Annotated in this window: 12 protein-coding genes, 2 tRNA genes and 1 rRNA gene; 5 read left to right on the top strand and 10 right to left on the bottom strand. The window is 52.7% G+C overall.

Annotated elements, in window-relative coordinates; genetic code table 11:
* Positions 1–31: 31 nt before the first annotated feature.
* From QJQ48_RS14375 to QJQ48_RS14365, 3 genes are all read right to left on the bottom strand, one after another.
* Positions 32–107 (bottom strand) — tRNA-Ala (locus tag QJQ48_RS14375).
* Between the two features lie 5 nt (positions 108–112).
* Positions 113–186, bottom strand: a tRNA-Ile gene (locus tag QJQ48_RS14370).
* Between the two features lie 116 nt (positions 187–302).
* Positions 303–1,790 (bottom strand): 16S ribosomal RNA (locus QJQ48_RS14365).
* A 470-nt stretch (positions 1,791–2,260) separates the two neighbouring features.
* On the opposite strand from QJQ48_RS14365, the gene nadC reads away from it, so the two are divergent.
* Complete coding sequence (gene nadC, locus QJQ48_RS14360) at positions 2,261–3,115, top strand: carboxylating nicotinate-nucleotide diphosphorylase (protein WP_346291928.1); 855 nt, start codon at positions 2,261–2,263, stop codon at positions 3,113–3,115.
* A gap of 42 nt (positions 3,116–3,157) precedes the next feature.
* The gene (locus tag QJQ48_RS14355; RefSeq protein WP_346291927.1) at positions 3,158–4,330 is read left to right on the top strand and encodes a cysteine desulfurase family protein; all 1,173 of its coding nucleotides are present in this window, start codon (positions 3,158–3,160) and stop codon (positions 4,328–4,330) included.
* Positions 4,331–4,375: 45 nt separating this feature from the next.
* On the opposite strand, the gene QJQ48_RS14350 is transcribed toward QJQ48_RS14355, so the two are convergent.
* Positions 4,376–4,963, bottom strand: coding sequence for a metal-dependent hydrolase (locus QJQ48_RS14350; RefSeq protein ID WP_346291926.1), 588 nt, complete (start codon positions 4,961–4,963; stop codon positions 4,376–4,378).
* A gap of 295 nt (positions 4,964–5,258) precedes the next feature.
* On the opposite strand from QJQ48_RS14350, the gene QJQ48_RS14345 reads away from it, so the two are divergent.
* Entirely contained in the window at positions 5,259–5,435 is a 177-nt protein-coding gene (locus tag QJQ48_RS14345) for a hypothetical protein (RefSeq protein ID WP_346291925.1), read from the top strand.
* 23 nt (positions 5,436–5,458) lie between these two features.
* Here the strand turns inward: QJQ48_RS14345 and QJQ48_RS14340 are convergent, their stop codons facing one another.
* Positions 5,459–7,609, bottom strand: coding sequence for a response regulator (locus tag QJQ48_RS14340; RefSeq protein WP_346291924.1), 2,151 nt, complete (start codon positions 7,607–7,609; stop codon positions 5,459–5,461).
* A 254-nt stretch (positions 7,610–7,863) separates the two neighbouring features.
* On the bottom strand, positions 7,864–8,922 hold the full coding sequence (locus tag QJQ48_RS14335; RefSeq protein ID WP_346291923.1) for a potassium channel family protein: 1,059 nt from the start codon (positions 8,920–8,922) through the stop codon (positions 7,864–7,866).
* Between the two features lie 298 nt (positions 8,923–9,220).
* Between QJQ48_RS14335 and QJQ48_RS14330 the strand changes: the two genes are divergently transcribed.
* The gene (locus tag QJQ48_RS14330; protein ID WP_346291922.1) at positions 9,221–11,326 is read left to right on the top strand and encodes a M3 family metallopeptidase; all 2,106 of its coding nucleotides are present in this window, start codon (positions 9,221–9,223) and stop codon (positions 11,324–11,326) included.
* A gap of 183 nt (positions 11,327–11,509) precedes the next feature.
* Here QJQ48_RS14330 and QJQ48_RS14325 read toward each other — a convergent pair whose 3' ends face one another.
* A complete protein-coding gene (locus QJQ48_RS14325; RefSeq protein WP_346291921.1) occupies positions 11,510–12,877 on the bottom strand; it encodes a serine/threonine protein kinase in 1,368 nt (455 codons plus the stop codon).
* A 100-nt stretch (positions 12,878–12,977) separates the two neighbouring features.
* Positions 12,978–13,664, bottom strand: a complete 687-nt coding sequence (locus tag QJQ48_RS14320) for a Uma2 family endonuclease (protein WP_346291920.1) — start codon at positions 13,662–13,664, stop codon at positions 12,978–12,980.
* Positions 13,665–13,951: 287 nt separating this feature from the next.
* On the opposite strand from QJQ48_RS14320, the gene QJQ48_RS14315 reads away from it, so the two are divergent.
* Complete coding sequence (locus tag QJQ48_RS14315) at positions 13,952–15,634, top strand: multicopper oxidase family protein (protein ID WP_346291919.1); 1,683 nt, start codon at positions 13,952–13,954, stop codon at positions 15,632–15,634.
* 93 nt (positions 15,635–15,727) lie between these two features.
* Here the strand turns inward: QJQ48_RS14315 and QJQ48_RS14310 are convergent, their stop codons facing one another.
* Both QJQ48_RS14310 and QJQ48_RS14305 read right to left on the bottom strand, forming a co-directional pair.
* The gene (locus QJQ48_RS14310) at positions 15,728–16,339 is read right to left on the bottom strand and encodes a TIGR04376 family protein (protein ID WP_346291918.1); all 612 of its coding nucleotides are present in this window, start codon (positions 16,337–16,339) and stop codon (positions 15,728–15,730) included.
* 15 nt (positions 16,340–16,354) lie between these two features.
* Entirely contained in the window at positions 16,355–17,422 is a 1,068-nt protein-coding gene (locus tag QJQ48_RS14305) for a hypothetical protein (protein ID WP_346291917.1), read from the bottom strand.
* Between the last annotated feature and the right edge of the window lie 84 nt (positions 17,423–17,506).

Raw genomic sequence — 17,506 nt, 5'->3', positions numbered from 1 at the left:
ATCTCTATTCAACTCGCTCTCTTTCTCTTAATGGTGGAGGTAAGCGGACTCGAACCGCTGACATCCTGCTTGCAAAGCAGGCGCTCTACCAACTGAGCTATACCCCCACGAGTGGGCCATCCTGGACTCGAACCAGGGACCTCACCCTTATCAGGGGTGCGCTCTAACCACCTGAGCTAATAGCCCATGCCCTTCACCAGACCTAGTTTGAAAACCAAAAACTCATCCTGCACGACCTAGAGATGACCTCTCACTCGCCTATTCCTGTTTGTTTCAGCTAAGTGTAGGTTAGGTCTCCCTTGAAAGGAGGTGATCCAGCCACACCTTCCGGTACGGCTACCTTGTTACGACTTCACCCCAGTCATCAGCCCTGCCTTCGGCGCCCCCCTCCGCGAACGGTTAGGGTAACGACTTCGGGCGTGGCCAACTCCCATGGTGTGACGGGCGGTGTGTACAAGGCCCGGGAACGTATTCACCGCAGTATGCTGACCTGCGATTACTAGCGATTCCGCCTTCATGCAGGCGAGTTGCAGCCTGCAATCTGAACTGAGCCATGGTTTATGGGATTAGCTGACTCTCGCGAGCTAGCTGCCCTTTGTCCATAGCATTGTAGTACGTGTGTAGCCCAGAACGTAAGGGGCATGATGACTTGACGTCATCCCCACCTTCCTCCGAGTTGTCCCCGGCAGTCTCCCCAGAGTGCCCAACTTAATGATGGCAACTAAGGACGAGGGTTGCGCTCGTTGCGGGACTTAACCCAACATCTCACGACACGAGCTGACGACAGCCATGCACCACCTGTGTCCGCGCTCCCGAAGGCACTCCCTGCTTTCACAAGGATTCGCGGCATGTCAAGCCCTGGTAAGGTTCTTCGCGTTGCATCGAATTAAACCACATACTCCACCGCTTGTGCGGGCCCCCGTCAATTCCTTTGAGTTTCACACTTGCGTGCGTACTCCCCAGGCGGGATACTTAACGCGTTAGCTTCGGTACTGAACGGGTCGATACGTCCAACACCTAGTATCCATCGTTTACAGCTAGGACTACAGGGGTATCTAATCCCTTTCGCTCCCCTAGCTTTCGTCCATGAGTGTCAGTTGCGACCCAGTAGAGCGCCTTCGCCACTGGTGTTCTTCCCAATATCTACGCATTTCACCGCTACACTGGGAATTCCCTCTACCCCTGTCGCACTCAAGCTATTCAGTTTCCACCGCTAATCCAGAGTTGAGCCCTGGGCTTTAACAGCAGACTTAATTAGCCACCTGCGGACGCTTTACGCCCAATAATTCCGGATAACGCTTGCATCCTCCGTCTTACCGCGGCTGCTGGCACGGAGTTAGCCGATGCTGATTCATCAGGTACCGTCAGTTCTTCTTCCCTGATAAAAGAGGTTTACAACCCACAGGCATTCCTCCCTCACGCGGCGTTGCTCCGTCAGGCTTGCGCCCATTGCGGAAAATTCCCCACTGCTGCCTCCCGTAGGAGTCTGGGCCGTGTCTCAGTCCCAGTGTGGCTGATCATCCTCTCAGACCAGCTACTGATCGTCGCCTTGGTAAGCCTTTACCTCACCAACTAGCTAATCAGACGCGAGTTCCTCTCTAGGCCATAAATGTTTCAGCTCTCGCCATATGGGGTATTAGCAGAAGTTTCCCTCTGTTGTCCCCCTCCTAAAGGCAGATCCTCACGCGTTACTCACCCGTCCGCCACTAACCCCGAAAGGTTCGTTCGACTTGCATGTGTTAAGCACGCCGCCAGCGTTCATCCTGAGCCAGGATCAAACTCTCCATGTTATTTAGAGAATCTATCCAGATACTCATAGTATCCAGAACTCTTCTCGGCTCCCTTGGCAAACTACCCACTCTCGTGTTACAGTCTTACCAATTTAGCCTCAGTTCTATCAAAATTGAACAGGACGTTTAATTCGTCTTTGGCTTTCAAACTATTTAACTGTCTAGGTCCGGCTCGCCCTCCAGGACTTCACTTCCGTGTCCCCCCTTCAGGCGCTTTACTAATATAGCGACACCCTTTCGTTTCTGTCAACGGGTTTCTGAAAAATATTTTTTTGAGGGAATAAAGCCTTTATTTGTAAGGTGTTGAGGCGATCGCGTCCGGAAACTTGGCGCTTTTACCGCCCGTTTTGAGGAAATTTCGTAGAAAATTTTCTGCGAGCAGGTCAGTCAAAACGCAGGGATAAATAGCTCACCTTGGGGTGAAGCAAGCGCTCTATGCTAGAGGTTGTTGCATTCAACCCGTTGAACCTATGCTGCCTTCTTGGTTAGTTCTCGATCCGCTGCTGCAAAGCTGGCTTCTTGAAGACGTGGGACGAGGCGATCGCACAACTCAAGGGATCTTGCAGGGACAGAGTCGCATGAGTAAAGCGGTTTGGGTGGCGAAGCAGTCCGGCGTTCTTGCCGGATTAGAAGTTGCAGCGCGTGTGTTTCAACTGCTAGATCCTAGGGTAACTGCTGCGGTCAGCCAGTCTGACGGGTATGAATGCCAACCCTCCGAAATAATTGCGCGCTTTCATGGTCCTTTAGAGGCGCTGCTGACGGGTGAGCGGGTAGCTCTCAATTTAGCGATGCGGCTGAGCGGCATCGCTACGCTCACCCATCAGTATGTTGAAAAGCTCGCAGGTACTTCAGTCCAGCTCGCCGATACCCGTAAAACAACGCCCGGATTACGGGTGCTAGAAAAATATGCGGCCTTCGTAGGAGGAGCTGTTAACCATCGGATGGGACTAGATGATGCAGTCATGCTCAAAGACAACCACATTGCGGCGGCTGGTGGCATTGAACAGGCTGTCACTCAAGTCCGCGCTCACATGCCTTACCCGCTATCTATTGAGGTAGAGACTGAGAATTTAACGCAGGTCAAAGCTGCACTGGCCCAGAAAGTAGACATTATTATGCTCGACAATATGCCGCTTGATGAAATGCAGCAGGCCGTGGAGCTGATTCGCCAACAGAGCGATCGCATTAAGGTAGAAGCCTCTGGCAATGTAACCCTGACAACAATCCGTGACGTAGCGCAGACAGGTGTAGATTACATCTCTACCAGCGCGCCTATTACTCAGGCTAAATGGCTAGATATTAGTATGCGATTAGATCTTGAGTAGATCAGTTCTTGGCTAGCTATCGCAATTTTGGGAGGCTAACTGATGCCACATCGCCCGATTTATCTTGACTGTCATGCCACAACGCCCGTCGATCCACGAGTAGTAAAGGCCATGACGCCTTACTTTACGGAGTATTTTGGCAATCCTGGTAGCAGCCTGCATCAATACGGCTGGGAAGCGGAGGCGGCTGTGCAGCGATCGCGCGTACGCTTAGCGCAGGCCATCGGGGCTGTTCCTGAGGAAATTGTGTTTACCAGCGGCGCTACCGAAGCCGACAACTTAGCAATTAAAGGAGTCGCCGAAGCTTATTTTAATCAGGGTCGGCATATTGTTACGGTGCGAACAGAGCACAGTGCTGTACTGGATCCTTGCCGCTACTTGGAAACCTTGGGCTTTGAGGTGACTTACCTGCCGGTTCAGCCAGACGGTTTGATTAGATTGGAAGCTTTAGAAGCAGCGCTGCGAGAAGATACGGTTTTAGTCTCTGTGATGGCCGCCAACAACGAAATTGGCGTTTTGCAGCCATTAGCCGCTATTGGTCAGCTTTGCCATGACCGACAAGTTCTGTTTCATACTGACGCGGCTCAGGCATTGGGCAAAATTCCCTTAGATGTCCAGGCGATGAATATTGATCTAATGTCGATGACGGCCCATAAGATTTACGGGCCGAAAGGCATTGGCGCGCTTTACGTCAGGCGGCGTCAGCCACGGGTACAGCTAGCACCGCAGCTCCACGGAGGCGGGCAAGAGCGGGGTCTGCGAGCGGGAACGCTATATCCGCCGCAGATTGTAGGCTTTGCTAAAGCAGTTGAACTGGCGATCGCTGAGATGACCATAGAGACTGAGCGGCTGACTGCGCTGCGCGATCGCCTTTGGCAACAGCTTCAATCCCTTTCCGGCATCGATCTCAACGGTCATTCTTGCCAGCGGCTAGCAGGTAATCTCAACGTCAGCTTTGCGGGGGTAGACGGTCAAGCTCTGCTGCTAGGACTGCGATCGGGGGTTGCTCTCTCTTCTGGAGCAGCCTGTAGCACAGCCAAAACGGAACCATCTCACGTACTTAAGGCGCTAGGGCATACAGACGTGCTAGCCTATGCGTCGCTGAGATTTGGGATTGGGCGCTTCAATACGCAGGCAGAGATTGACCAGGTGGCCAAGGCTGTTATTGAAACGGTTGAAGCTTTGCGGGAAGCGCGAACCGTACCTGCTAGCTGAGCGGCCACGGTCAGCGGCTGTCTCTCTGCCTTCCTTATAAGAAAGCTAGTTGAAGCTGGAGAGACGTTGTTTGAGATATCGCCAAATTCGGAAACAAGACGGCGTTACCAGGTAGAGCAAAAAGATCAAATTAGCTGTTTGTTCAAAGATCTGAAACTGCTGAGCATAGTAGCGATCGTCCCAGTAGCTGACCGCGCTTTGAAAGCGAGTCTGCCAGTCTAAGGGAAATAAGAGCAGGGGGCCATCGTCAACGTGGGTCAGAATATCTACGCCAGAGTGCAGCAGGCAGGCCAGCAAGAACCAAAACAGCCAGCGCGATCGCGAGTTAATACGACGCCGCGATCGCCAAACAATAGCCAGACCTATTAGTAACACTAGAGGCGAGTGCAGCAAATTATGAGCGACAATCCAAAGCGGATGATTAAAGAAAAGCTCGTCAAACATATAGCGAAAGGCATCACCTGCTGACCAGCCCAAAATGTAGCGGTAGTAGATCATGCCGCCAATTGAAAGCAGCCACAGGGGTAAATCAGGTGCAACTGACCCTAGCAAAAAGGCGCTTTTAACAATTGGAACGCGGGGATTTCCCTTTTCTAGGGCAGCCGTCATTAAAAAGTGCGAGGGCGTATTCATGGCAACCTCTTTTGAGAGAAATTCTTGCTTGAACCTAAGTTCTAAAGGCGAGGGATTCAACTGGCTATATTACAAACCTTTTTGGAATATCACACCTGACTCAGCGATAAGTGGCCATATTGGGACAGGCATGACAATTCTTTACCAACCGTCTGGTGTTGAGCATTCTAGGTACCGCCATCCAGTAAAGTTGTTGAAACTACTGTCTATAGCCCACAGCATTGAGTGAAAAGCGAGGGCGCCTCTAATTCCTGTAGATCCAGCACAGTTGTCAGCTTTTGGGGAGCAATTGCTTATGTCCAATACTGAAAATCTTGAAAAACTAGCAGGTGTTCTGAATCGCGCTAGCCAACAGGGAAAAGAAGGCTTTGTTAGAATGCTTTGGGGCAATCAGCCTGCGGACGTGCAGTCTCAGCTAATGCCGTTGCTGGTGGCAAAGACACTGCAGGCAATAGAAACTCAGTCAGAATAGGCTTTACTTTGGACGGGATCGACTCATAGAGAAGCTGTTTTGGAGGCAGAACGACTCCGCATCAAGGCAGCTACCAGTTCTTTGATCCGAATAGGCTTACTGACATAGTCATCCATGCCTGCTTGGAGACATTTTTCGCGATCGCCCTGCATGGCACTTGCGGTCATCGCAATAATTTGGGGCTGTGACTGACTTGCTATTACCCGACGAATTGTTCTAGCCGCCTCAAACCCGTCCATCTTGGGCATATGAATGTCCATCAGCACAATATCGTAAGGCTGTTGCTCAAGCGCGGCGATCGCTTCAAGACCGTTACCCACAAGCTGAGCTTTGTAGCCCATTCGGGCAAGAACGTGGGTGATCAGCCGCTGATTGACTCGGTTGTCTTCCGCAACCAGTATTTTTAAGGGTAAGCGTTCAGCTAGCTGCTGATCGATTGCTTTTGTGTGATTGGCGGGCGGCTGCTCTAGAGTGCTACCTGTCAAAACCTGCACTAGAGTGTCATAGAGCTGGAACTGTCTAACAGGCTTATATAGCTGCGCTGCAAAAACAGTTTTATTGACTTCTGAGGTCGTGTCTACTTGGTACAGAGGCAAGCCAATCGAAGTTAGCATGATCAAAGGCAGATCCCTGCCCTGAGAGCATTGACGAATCTGAGTGGCTAGCATCAGACCGTCCATTTCTGGCATTTGCATATCTAAAATGCCTAAATCAAAAGGTTCAGACGTCTTTAAAAGTTCCAGCGCCTCCCGACCGGAACAAGCCAGTACAGGCTCCATTTCCCAAGCCTGTGCTTGCAGTTCTAGAATCTGTCGATTCGTCTGATTATCGTCCACAATTAGAATGCGCTTACCGGCTATCTGAGGTTCAGCTAACCTGGGCAAGCTTTGGATACTAGCTGCTTCAGCAGTCAGAGCTTTGATCGTGAAGTGAAACGTCGAGCCTTGATTGGGCTGACTGTCCACCCAGATTTGACCGCCCATCATTTCGCAGAGACGCTTACTAATGGCTAGGCCCAGCCCGGTACCACCATAGCGCCGGGTGGTAGAAGCATCCACCTGGGTAAATGAGTTGAACAGCTCTGACTGCTTATCAGGATGAATACCAATGCCTGTATCAGTTACGGCAAAGTGTAGTTCGTGTACCTCGCCTGCTGCCGAACGATCTCTATCAGGTAGAGCCTTTGCCTGCACTCGCACCACAATTTCTCCGCTCTCGGTGAATTTAACGGCGTTGCTCAGTAAATTCATGAGTATCTGTCGCAGTCGGGTAGCATCTCCGACCAAAGCAACTGGAACATCTGCGGCAATTAGGGAAGCCAGCTCCAAATTCTTAGCTACTGCATTAGGCGCTACAAGTTCTAGAGCATCTTCAACACAGGTGTGTAGATTGAAAGGCTGTTTTTCTAGGGTGAGCTTATCGGCCTCGATTTTAGAAAAATCTAGAATATCGTTGATTAGCGCCAGCAAAGTTTCGCCACTTTTCTGAATAATCTCGGTAAATTCTCGCTGCTTAGGCGCGAGCTGAGTATCCAGTAACAGGCCGGTCATGCCGATGACGCCATTCATAGGCGTACGAATTTCGTGACTCATCATGGCTAAAAATTCAGACTTGGCGCGGCTAGCCTCTATGGCTTGCTGACGAGCCGCCTCCAGTGCCTCGGCGTATTCCTCAATTCGCTTGGCATGTAGCCTAGACTCTAAAAGTGCTACCACCTGATTGGCGATAATTTTAAGATTGTCAAGCTGAGTCGCCGTTAGCTCTCTGGGAACATAATCAATCACGCAGAGCGACCCCAAACGATAGCCGTGGGCTGAGATGAGCGGTATGCCAGCGTAGAAGCGAATGTGGGGTGCACACAGTACGAGGGGATTGTCGCTGACAAGGTTATGGGCGATCGCGTCTGAAACCACAAATGGCTGATCGCGGAGAATCGTATAACCGCAAAAAGCCTGATCCCGTGGCGTTTCTGCAACGTCTAATCCGTAGCGGGACTTAAACCACTGGCGATATTCATCTACTAAGCTGATGAGGCTAACAGGCGCTTGGCAAAGGCTAGCGGCTAGGCGCGTCAATTCGTCAAAGGCTGGCTCTGGAGGTGTATCTAAGATGGCGTAGCGGCGCAGCTCTGCTAGACGTTTCTCTTCATCAATAGGAATAGGGGCGGCTGGCATTAAAGCGTTGACTCCTGGGAAACTGATAGCAATAGGCAAGACCTTAAGACTCAATTGCCTTGAATTTTCAAAGTAATTGAAAGACTAGGTAATACAACTAGGTAAGCAATCTCCACTCTTAGCAATACTTTAACGAGGATCGTGAGAAGTCTCAGCAGTTTTTGCAGTAGGCACCTGTTTCAATACTCTTGTTTCGATATTCTCAATACTCTATCTACAGGGTACCCAATCCCGTTGGCAATCTTTGGCACAGGTTAACGGACTCTAGCGCCGCGATAGCGTAGTCCGCGTTTGTGGGTATGGCTTTGAGCAAACTTAGGCATATCTCCTTGATGCCCCATGAGAATAACGGAGTCGTCCTGGGAGAGATAGGTTTCGCGGCTGGGGTGAATCAGCACTTCGCCCGTAGCCCGCCGCAGAGCAACAATAATAAATGTGCCTCTGCCTCTCACCTCAATATCGCCAATAGTGCCGCCAATAAGAGATGAATTAGCCACAATCGGTAACTCATTGAGCTGAATGTCCAACTCGCCTAAAAGCTCATTTAAACTCGCACCTTTGTCAGTTTGGGATAGAAAATCGACCGCTGTGGGATGGGTAATCAGATGGGCCATGCGAATCGCCCCGATGGCAACAGGCAAAACAACGTGATTGGCCCCTGCTAGACGCAGCTTTTTTTCGGTAGAAGGCAGCTTACCCCGCGCCAAGATCACTAAGCTGGGATTCATTTCTCTAGCCGTTAGGGTAATAAATACGTTGGAAGCATCATCCGGCAAAACGGTGGACAGGGCCTTAGCCCGGTGAATTCCTACTGCCTGCAGGTTGCCCTCATCGGCTGCATTCCCCTGATAAACCAGATAGCCAGACTCTTGGGCCTGGGCAATACGCTCAGGATCGTGATCAAGTACAACAAAAGCCTGCTTTTCCTGCCACAACCGACGGGAAAGCATTTGGCCCATGCGGCCATAGCCACAGACAATTACGTGGCGCTCTAAGCTTTGAATTTCCTGGGTCATACGCTTGTTTTTGAATACTTTACGGAGTTCTCCTTCCGTCACTAACTGCAAAAAGCCGCCCACGATATAGGCAACTGATAGTACTCCCGCAATGATGACTAGAATCGTAAAAATCCGCAGCTTGGCTGAATCCAGCGGATGCACTTCACCATAGCCAACGCCAAAGATGGTGATGACAACCATGTAGACAGCATCTAACAGCGACCAGCCAGCTAGCATATAGCCATAAACAGCTAGCACCACTGTCAGCAAGAAGAACGTGCTCCCTAAGATAATTCGCCGAAAGGGACGCTGCATTGCGATCGCCACTAAGGTTTCTAAGGCTGTTAGCTATTTGTCATGGTAGAGCGATCGCCCGCAATTGTCGGTGCTAGAAACTGCAGTTGAATTGGGGTGGCGTTCCTAAGCGGCCAACGAGTGCGGCGAGGAGACAAAAAGAGATGCCTTAACTGACACAGCACGCTATGATAATTAAATAAACTCGTAACGAGTATGAATAAAAACTTAGGCGAAGGTAGTTACCTTTAGTACAAAGCTAAGTTTGTGCGGCATTCAAGTCGTTAAAGTTGAAACTATATCTCCTCGAACACAACCTATGAGTGCAACTGTCACCCTACCTGAAAACTCAATTCAAAATCCGTTGCTGCTTGGTACGGGACTACCCCCTTTTGCAGCTATCGAGCCGGAGCATGTTGTGCCTGGAATGACGCAACTGCTTGATGAGTTAGCGCGATCGCTTACCGCCTTGGAAGCCAACGTTACGCCGACCTGGGCTGGCTTGGTGGAACCGCTGACGCGCATCAGTGAGCGGCTAAGCTGGAGCTGGGGTATTGTCAGTCACCTGATGGGGGTGAAGAACAGCCCTGAACTACGACAAGCCTATGAAGCTGTGCAACCAGGTGTCATACAGTTTGCTACTCAGCTTGGGCAGAGCAAACCGCTTTACGCAGCCTTCAAGCAGATGCGCGCAGGCGAGCAGTGGCCACAGCTAGCTCCCGCTCAGCAGCGAATCGTAGACTCTGCTATTCGTGAAGCTGAGCTGTCGGGCGTAGGGCTAGAAGGCGAAGCCAAAGAGCAGTTCAACCAAATTCAGCAGGAGCTGGCTGAGCTATCAACTAAATTTTCTAATAACGTTTTAGATGCGACCAAAGCCTTTAGCCTAATGCTAAAGACCGAGGAAGAGGTTGAAGGATTGCCGCCTAGCCTCCTGGCCCTAGCGGCTCAGGCCGCGCGCGAAGCGGGTAAGGAAAAGGCGACGGCTGAATCTGGCCCTTGGCGAATTACGCTGGACTATCCCAGCTATGTGCCCTTTATGCAGCACAGCCGTCGTCGTGACCTGCGTGAGCAACTCTACCGGGCTTTTGTCACTCGCGCGTCTGCTGGCGATCTCAACAATACGCCCCATATTGAGCGGATTTTAGAACTGCGGCAGCAGCAGGCGGCGCTACTGGGCTACGACACCTATGCTGAGCTGAGCGTTGCCCGCAAGATGGCCCCTTCTGTCACAGCGGTGGAGCAGCTAATGGAGGAACTACGCAGCGCCAGCTATGCAGCAGCTCAGAAGGATTTAGCCGATCTCAAGCAGTTTGCTCAAGCCCAAGGAGCCAGCGAGGCCAACGACCTGATGAACTGGGATACGGCGTTTTGGGCCGAGCGCCTGCGGGAAACCAAGTATGAGCTAACCGACGAAGAACTGCGCCCCTATTTCCCGCTGCCTCAGGTGCTTGAGGGACTGTTTAATCTGGCCAATCAGCTTTTCGGCGTGACTATTACTATTGCCGATGGTGAAGCGCCAGTTTGGCATCCTGATGTGCGTTACTTCAAGGTGGCAGACGAATCGGGCAGCGCGATCGCCCATTTTTACCTCGATCCTTACAGCCGCCCGGCAGAGAAGCGCGGCGGTGCTTGGATGGATGAATGTCTCAATCGCGGCAAGTTTGGCAACCAGCTCCGGCTGCCTGTCGCTTACCTGGTGTGCAACCAGTCCCCCCCGGTAGACGGCAAGCCTAGTCTGATGACTTTCCGAGATGTAGAAACGCTGTTTCACGAGTTCGGGCATGGCCTGCAGCACATGCTAACTCAGGTAGACTATCCGGGGGCAGCCGGAATCAACAACGTGGAATGGGATGCTGTAGAACTGCCCAGCCAGTTTATGGAGAACTGGTGCTATCACCGCGATACTTTATTCAAGCTGGCGCGGCACTATGAAACGGGCGAACCGCTACCGGAAGACAAGTATCAGCGCCTCTTAGCGGCCCGTAACTTCATGACAGGCAGCGCCATTCTGCGCCAGGTAAACTTTGGCTGGTTGGATATTGAGCTGCACCACCGCTATCAGCCGGGTGGCAGCGAAAGTATCTGGGAGGTGCGCGATCGCCTAGCAGAAAAGACGACGGTGATGAAGCCGATTCCGGAAGACGCCTTCTTGTGTGCGTTCGGCCATATCTTTGCCGGAGGCTATGCTGCAGGTTACTACAGCTACTTCTGGGCCGAGGTGCTGAGCGCAGATGCTTTTGCCGCTTTTGAAGAGGCCGGTTTAGAGGATGAGTCAGCCCTGCTTGAAACCGGACGCCGCTTCCGAGATACGGTGCTGGCCTTGGGCGGGAGCCGTCATCCAATGGAGGTGTTTAAAGCCTTCCGGGGGCGGGAGCCGAGTACCGCAGCGCTGCTGCGACACCGAGGTTTAGCGACAGCCGCTTAGTCCTTGGGCTGAATTAGGTAAGGGCAGCGGGCCAAGTCTCTCTGTCCTTACTGCTCAACAGCTAGCCCTAACCCACTGAACCAAGTCTCTCTGGCACCTGTCTTCGCGCGATCGCGCCGCTACGCCAGAGTCAAAGGTGAAAGGCAGGGGGTCTTGCATCTACTTTTGGCAGTCTGCTTATTTCTAACGCTGGACTGTTGCCATAAATTCGTTGAGTTCCTGCAATAGCCAGTCCTTTTCCACCGGGGAAAGCATAGCGCCAAACTTATGGGCGCTAATCCCTTCTACTAGAGTGAGCGCCTGAATGGGGCGTTCATTTTGCGTGTAGGCCGTACGCAGCTCAAACGGTTCCAAATCGTGAAGCTGGCCCTCAACGTAGCGCCGCCAACCAAGAATGCTGCGCTCAAACTTGAACCGCTTATGGTCAATTTCCAGCTTGGTTTTGCCCAGTAAACCGTTGACCACAAAAGCGATCATGCCGAAGCCTACTAGCCAAAAGGGAATTGAAAACAGCGGAAAAATCCAAAAACCGCTAGCCGCAGCGCCCCAGGTAGCCCCAACTGTCCAAATCAAAACAAAACCTGTCCAAAAGAGGGCAAAACCGCCCACGGCCAAAGTCTCCGCCTTCCAGCCGGTAGGCGGAATTTCTAAGGTAAGCTGCGATCGCGTCCGGTTGAGCTTAATCTGACTGCCTTTGGGCTGACGTCGCCGCATCTGGCCTGCGGCTGTGCCTGTATGTGACACGAGCTGAGGGCGAGGCTGAGTGAGAGCGGCGATCGCTTTTTGAGCTGAGTCAAAGCGATCTTCGATTGCCGGTTCCAGCATCGTTTCTAGCCAATCAGCTAGCCCTGGGCTGATGTTGACCTGCTCGCGGAAGTCGATCTTCAGGCGGCGCTGCGGTAGATCAGCGGGCGACTGGTGGGTGAGCAAAAATAGCAGGGTTGCCGCCAAGCTGTATAGGTCAGAGCCAGGATAGGCAACGCCGCGAAACTGCTCTGGAGCCATGTAGCCATAGGTACCGACCACCGTGCTGCCCTGCAGGGTGTGGTGATAGACCTGCTGGACAGCACCAAAATCTACGAGAAAGAGGGCACCATCCTCATGACGAATGATATTTTGCGGCTTAATATCGCGGTGAATAATGGGCGGATTGAGACTGTGCAGATATTCCAAAATCTTGAGCACCTCTAAAGCAATCCGCTTGACCTCAGCTTCCGTGGCTCGCCAGCCAGATTCAATCAAAGCAGCTAAAGATTTTCCCTCAGCTAGCTCCTGAGCAATGTAAAAGCGGCGATCGCGCTCAGAATCTACCTGAAAGTAGTCAATATAGTCAGGAATCGCCGGATGGTTCAGGCTTTTGAGTACCTGAGCTTCGCGCTCGAACAGCTCTAGCTGCTTCCAATCCGTCAGGCCGCGCAGAGCTAGGGCTTTGAGCGCGACGTGACGTTTCAGACCAATCTCTTCAGCTTCGTAGGTAATACCGCTGCCCCCTGTGCCCAGCAGTCGCACAATCCGGTAGCGATTAGCAATCACTTCCCCCGGCTGATGCATGGAGCGTCTCCCTTAACTAAATCTAATAGTTTGACGGTAGCTCAATCTCCAGGTCAATGCCGAACCGACTTTGGTAGAAACATCAGGTGCTCGCAGGCTGCTAGATTTCCGGTTGGCCGAGACGCTGTACAAAGGCCTGATGCTCCGGTGCGGCAATCCCCTGCTGCGCTGTCGCTAACACCGTTTGCATCTGTCCCTGCTGCAGAGCTGCCACTGCCAGCCACAGCCCTGGAAAAACTCGGCTCTTGATAACACCTGCTGCATCCGGTTCAGCCAGCCCATAGTTGCCTTCTTCTAAATAAAACCAGTTCAGCTTATTCTCAAATGCCTGCCAGACAATATATTCCTGCACACCATTGCGGCGATAGGCATTTTTTTTGGCATAGAGATCGATTGCTACGCTGCTGGCCGCAATTTCAACCACTAGCTCTGGTGGTCCTTCAATGTAGTCATCTGACGTCAGTTTGGCTTGTCCCCCCGCAATCAGTAACACTCCATCCGGCTGAAACTCGTTATCTAAGTCCAATCGCACCGTCGGCTCAATTCCCAATTCAACACCCGGCGTAAATGCTTGATAGAGTCCCAGCCAGGTAATTAGAAACCCATGAGGCTTGGCATGACTTCTAAAACGCAGCGCAGCAGGCGGCATGTAAACAGTTCCTTCAATTAATTCAGCTTGAACGTCAGTATGAGCATAACGCCGCTCAAATTCATGCCGCGTTAGGCGATCGCCGTTCGTCAAGGGCGGCACTGATGAGGATGGTGACTGAACTGGACGATTAACCATAAGACTTCTCTACAGCTTGAGCAGCAAGCTCACGTCTCTTGCCTATTTATAGGGTAATACTCGCTTTGAGCTGCAACACGATGCGCTTTTCCTCAGTGTCAGCCGATCGTCACTGTCCTCGTCCCCCTGACTTCTGCGCGTCTCCCAGACTAACAATATCCTCTCCCCGCCTATATTTCAGAACTTCTCAGCCCGATACGCTTCATGACGATTTCGGCGATCGCTTGCGGATTTTTTCTATAAGCAGTGGTGCAACCCTTAAGTACTGAACAGAGGAAGCGGGCGAGATGAAACTATCGAGACGCGATGCACTGAAGCTGGGTTTAGCCACAGGAGGCGCTTGGCTAGGAACAGCTCAGAGCGCTGAAGCCGCGACAAAATGTCCACCTCAGAGACACCACGGCTCTCCCTTGGACTCTCCTATTCCGGAGACAGATTTCCACAGTCCTTGGATTGAGCCATTTCAGAGACGCTTTCAAACGCCGCCAGAACTGAGGCCGGTTCGTAGTGATGAGCGGGGCGATCGCCCCACCGACTATTACGAGATTACGCTACAAAAAGCTCAGGTCAATATTCTGGCCGATCGCCCCACCGAAGTCTGGAGCTATAACGGCGTTGTTCCTGGCCCCACAATTCGGCAGCGGGGCGGCATTGAGCCGGAAGATCAGGGGCGGCAGTCGGTAGTGCGATTTATTAACCAGATAGGCCAAGACGATGAAGGTCAAGACTTTAAAACCGTTACTCATCTACATGGCATGGCCTCTCTGCCTCAGTATGACGGCTATGCCGAGGATTTAATTCCGCCTGACCACTTCAAAGATTACATCTACCCTAACGATCGCGCCGCCACGATCTGGTACCACGATCATGCCGTAGAGCAAACCTCCCGCAACGTCTACAAGGGTTTAGCAGGCATGTATATTGTCGAGGACGAATACGAGCGGCGATTGAATTTGCCTGCAGGTGACTACGACGTGCCGCTAATTCTGCAGGATGTACGTTTAGACGAAAACGGTAAGCTCCTCTTCAACGATCGGGCTCGACGTAGCCTCTACGGAGACATTACTTTAGTCAATGGTGTCCCCTGGCCCTACATGCCGGTTGAGCGGCGCAAGTATCGCTTCCGGGTATTGAACGCCTCGGTATCAAGGGCCTATCAGCTCGTACTCAGCCTTGATTCTCAGCGTCAAACCCTGGGTGAAACGCTCTCGATGATTGCCACCGATGCCGGACTGCTGGGTGCTCCCGTACCCTTAACGCCAACGCGGCGATCGCCCTTCAAGACTCTACGAATTTTCCCGGCGGAGCGCTATGAATTTGTGATTGATTTTTCGGCCTATGAGCCAGACACGTCGGTTTATCTGCGCAGTCCGGCCCTAGACACCAACATTGACTCCAGCGGGCGATCGCAGGTCTTGATGCGCTTTGACGTGATGGCGGGCAGTCCAAATGACTCTAGCGATTTACCCCAGGTTCTACGTCCGGTCGAGTCAATCTTAGAACGAGCAGAACGCGAAGGCCGTCCGGTGCGCACCCGCACATTCCGCTTTGGCCGCAGCTCAACCCAGTGGCTGATTAATAACAAAGTCTGGAATCCCTATCGCGTTGATGCCAACCCAGAACCCGGTGATATCGAAATTTGGGAACTCACTAATGTGGGTAGCGGCTGGACTCATCCGGTGCATATTCACCTAGTAGACTGGCAAATCATCGATCGCAACGGCATTCAGCCCCCAGAACATGAACGAGGCTGGAAGGATGTCTTCGCCATTCATGAGTTTGAAACGGTACGAGTCGCAGCCCAGTTTGGTACCCGCAATGGTGACTATATCAAGGGCAAGTTTATGATGCACTGCCACAATCTGGTGCATGAAGACCATGACATGATGACCCAGTTTGAAGTCGGTCAGGGTGGACCTAGCCCTTGCTCGGAACCTGCTCTGCCCATTTCAGAGATGCGTCCGCTGTAGTAAGTGGTTAAAGATGAATTAAGCTTTCGGCTGGAAGCAGAGTCTCCAGTGAGAGAAAACTGCTGCGATCGCCAAGAGTCTTGCAGGCTACAATCACCGTCCCATTTGGCGCTTAAGGTCTTCTAATTCTTCTTCCGTTTCCCAGCGCTGGAAGGTTTCTTCTAGCGGATCAACGGGGCGATCAAAAGTGGTGTAAGGGCTTTGATTCCAGCCTTTATTCCCCCAAGCAGCAGCAGCCGGATCTTTGGCGGCGGTGGCAGTCGTCTTGGCTCGCTGAGCAGCGCGATCGGCTTCAGCCTGGGCAATTTTCACCTTTAGCTCTCGCCGTTTCTCATGTACCTGTCGCTGCAGTTCACGGGTCTGTTCAATCCGCTCTTTGGTGCCCTTCATCTGCCCCCAGAGATGATTTCCCTGGCGCAATAGGGAGGCCTCCCGCTCCTGGGCAGCGCGGCCTAGATCTTGGCGATTGGCTGATTCTGCTTTCTTGACCCGTTCGTGCCAGCGCTGAATTTCCTGGGCCGTCGAGAGAATACTGTCTTCTAGCTGCTTCTCGCGCCGCTTCAGATCGCCCAGTAAATTGATCGCGTCTTCTTCCTGCCCACGGAGCTGCTCTTCCAGCGCCATCAGCTCTAAGTGGGGATGCGCTCGCAGAAACTCATCCAGCCGCGTTTCTAAAAATCGGCTGAGATCTTCAAATAGACCCATGCTGCATTCCTGAAATTAAAATTTTTGCCCTACGAGTACCGAGCGCACATCCCCATTGCGACGGATTACCGCCTCTTGATTGGCTATAGACACTAGGGTCCAACCGCTAGAGCCAATGGGCTGCCCCAGATAAACGCGCTGGGGTGCTCCGTCTATTTCAAATAAAGCAGCAGAGCGATCGCCCAGTTCTAAAATTCCGACGAGCAGATGGGTCACGACTGGAGCGGCGGCTGTCTGAGTGGGCTGGGGCAGCCTAGCGGCTGGCGACGCGGGAGCTGGCGGCGCAGTGGGGGAAGCGGGGGCTGCTGGCGCTGGCCGCGGTGGCAAAGGGGTTACTGTGGGTGCCGTCGCCAAGGTCTGGGGTGGTTGATAAACCGGCACGTAGACCCGCTCGATTACGCTAGGCCGGGGCGAGGTGGCAGCACTACCAGGTAGGGGAGGCAGCGTCCCTGCCGGTGGCGGTGGCGTCAGGGCGACTGGGGGAAGCTGAGCCGCATTGGGGGCTGTGGCGACCTGAGCCTGCTGCTGCTCAATCACGTTGAGCGATCGCTCTAAATACTCTAAATACTGGCGATCGGCTTCTGCTTGCAGTTCAGCAGGGGTCAGCTCTAGTTCAGGCGCGACAGTGCCCTGGCGGCTGCGGTATTGGCTATCTACCAGCCACAACAGCAGGGTAAACACCAGAGACATGCAGGCCGCGCCCAAAAAGAAGCGATCGAAAGGGCGACCAAACCAGCGGCGAGGTGGAGCGGCTTCAGCGGAGGCAGCCGCTACAGGAGGTGACAGCGCTGAGAAAGCCAAAGTCGGGGGAGCGGGCTTTAGGCCAGCACCAATCGGCACAATAGCGCCTGAAAAAGCTTCATTGGCGTAGGTCGTTTCTGCATCCGGCTCAGCATAGTCATCCGCTAGCTCAGTTTCTCCCTCCAAAATGCGATCGACATCACCAAAGAGATCGCCCATCAGATCGTCGGCATAGGCATCGACCAGATTAGCCGCATCCATCTCACCCATCGCCGCCGAGGGGGGCATTTCTGGAGTATCTAAGGTAGGAGCCTTGGAGCTATCGCGCTGAGTCATCGTCATCCGTATTCCTGCGTTGCAATTGGAGCGTTCGGGCACCCGCTAGGTGTTTGCCTAGAACTTAGCAAGATATCTAGCCCAGCGAAA

It is taken from the genome of Sphaerothrix gracilis Ecp01 (genome assembly GCF_030405905.1).
In the GTDB taxonomy this organism is placed as follows: domain Bacteria; phylum Cyanobacteriota; class Cyanobacteriia; order Phormidesmidales; family Phormidesmidaceae; genus Sphaerothrix; species Sphaerothrix gracilis.
Note: the sequence above shows the minus strand (reverse complement) of the source record. Positions and strands in the feature narration are given on the sequence as shown.

Bases quoted from the DNA above. Each gene is read 5' to 3' on its own strand.
- QJQ48_RS14305 (WP_346291917.1), bottom strand. From the start codon at position 17,422: ATGACGATGACTCAGCGCGATAGCTCCAAGGCTCCTACCTTAGATACT.
- QJQ48_RS14340 (WP_346291924.1), bottom strand. From the start codon at position 7,609: ATGCCAGCCGCCCCTATTCCTATTGATGAAGAGAAACGTCTAGCAGAG.
- nadC (WP_346291928.1), top strand. From the start codon at position 2,261: ATGCTGCCTTCTTGGTTAGTTCTCGATCCGCTGCTGCAAAGCTGGCTT.
- QJQ48_RS14330 (WP_346291922.1), top strand. From the start codon at position 9,221: ATGAGTGCAACTGTCACCCTACCTGAAAACTCAATTCAAAATCCGTTG.
- QJQ48_RS14345 (WP_346291925.1), top strand. From the start codon at position 5,259: ATGTCCAATACTGAAAATCTTGAAAAACTAGCAGGTGTTCTGAATCGC.
- QJQ48_RS14320 (WP_346291920.1), bottom strand. From the start codon at position 13,664: ATGGTTAATCGTCCAGTTCAGTCACCATCCTCATCAGTGCCGCCCTTG.
- QJQ48_RS14350 (WP_346291926.1), bottom strand. From the start codon at position 4,963: ATGAATACGCCCTCGCACTTTTTAATGACGGCTGCCCTAGAAAAGGGA.
- QJQ48_RS14315 (WP_346291919.1), top strand. From the start codon at position 13,952: ATGAAACTATCGAGACGCGATGCACTGAAGCTGGGTTTAGCCACAGGA.
- QJQ48_RS14355 (WP_346291927.1), top strand. From the start codon at position 3,158: ATGCCACATCGCCCGATTTATCTTGACTGTCATGCCACAACGCCCGTC.
- QJQ48_RS14335 (WP_346291923.1), bottom strand. From the start codon at position 8,922: ATGCAGCGTCCCTTTCGGCGAATTATCTTAGGGAGCACGTTCTTCTTG.
- QJQ48_RS14310 (WP_346291918.1), bottom strand. From the start codon at position 16,339: ATGGGTCTATTTGAAGATCTCAGCCGATTTTTAGAAACGCGGCTGGAT.
- QJQ48_RS14325 (WP_346291921.1), bottom strand. From the start codon at position 12,877: ATGCATCAGCCGGGGGAAGTGATTGCTAATCGCTACCGGATTGTGCGA.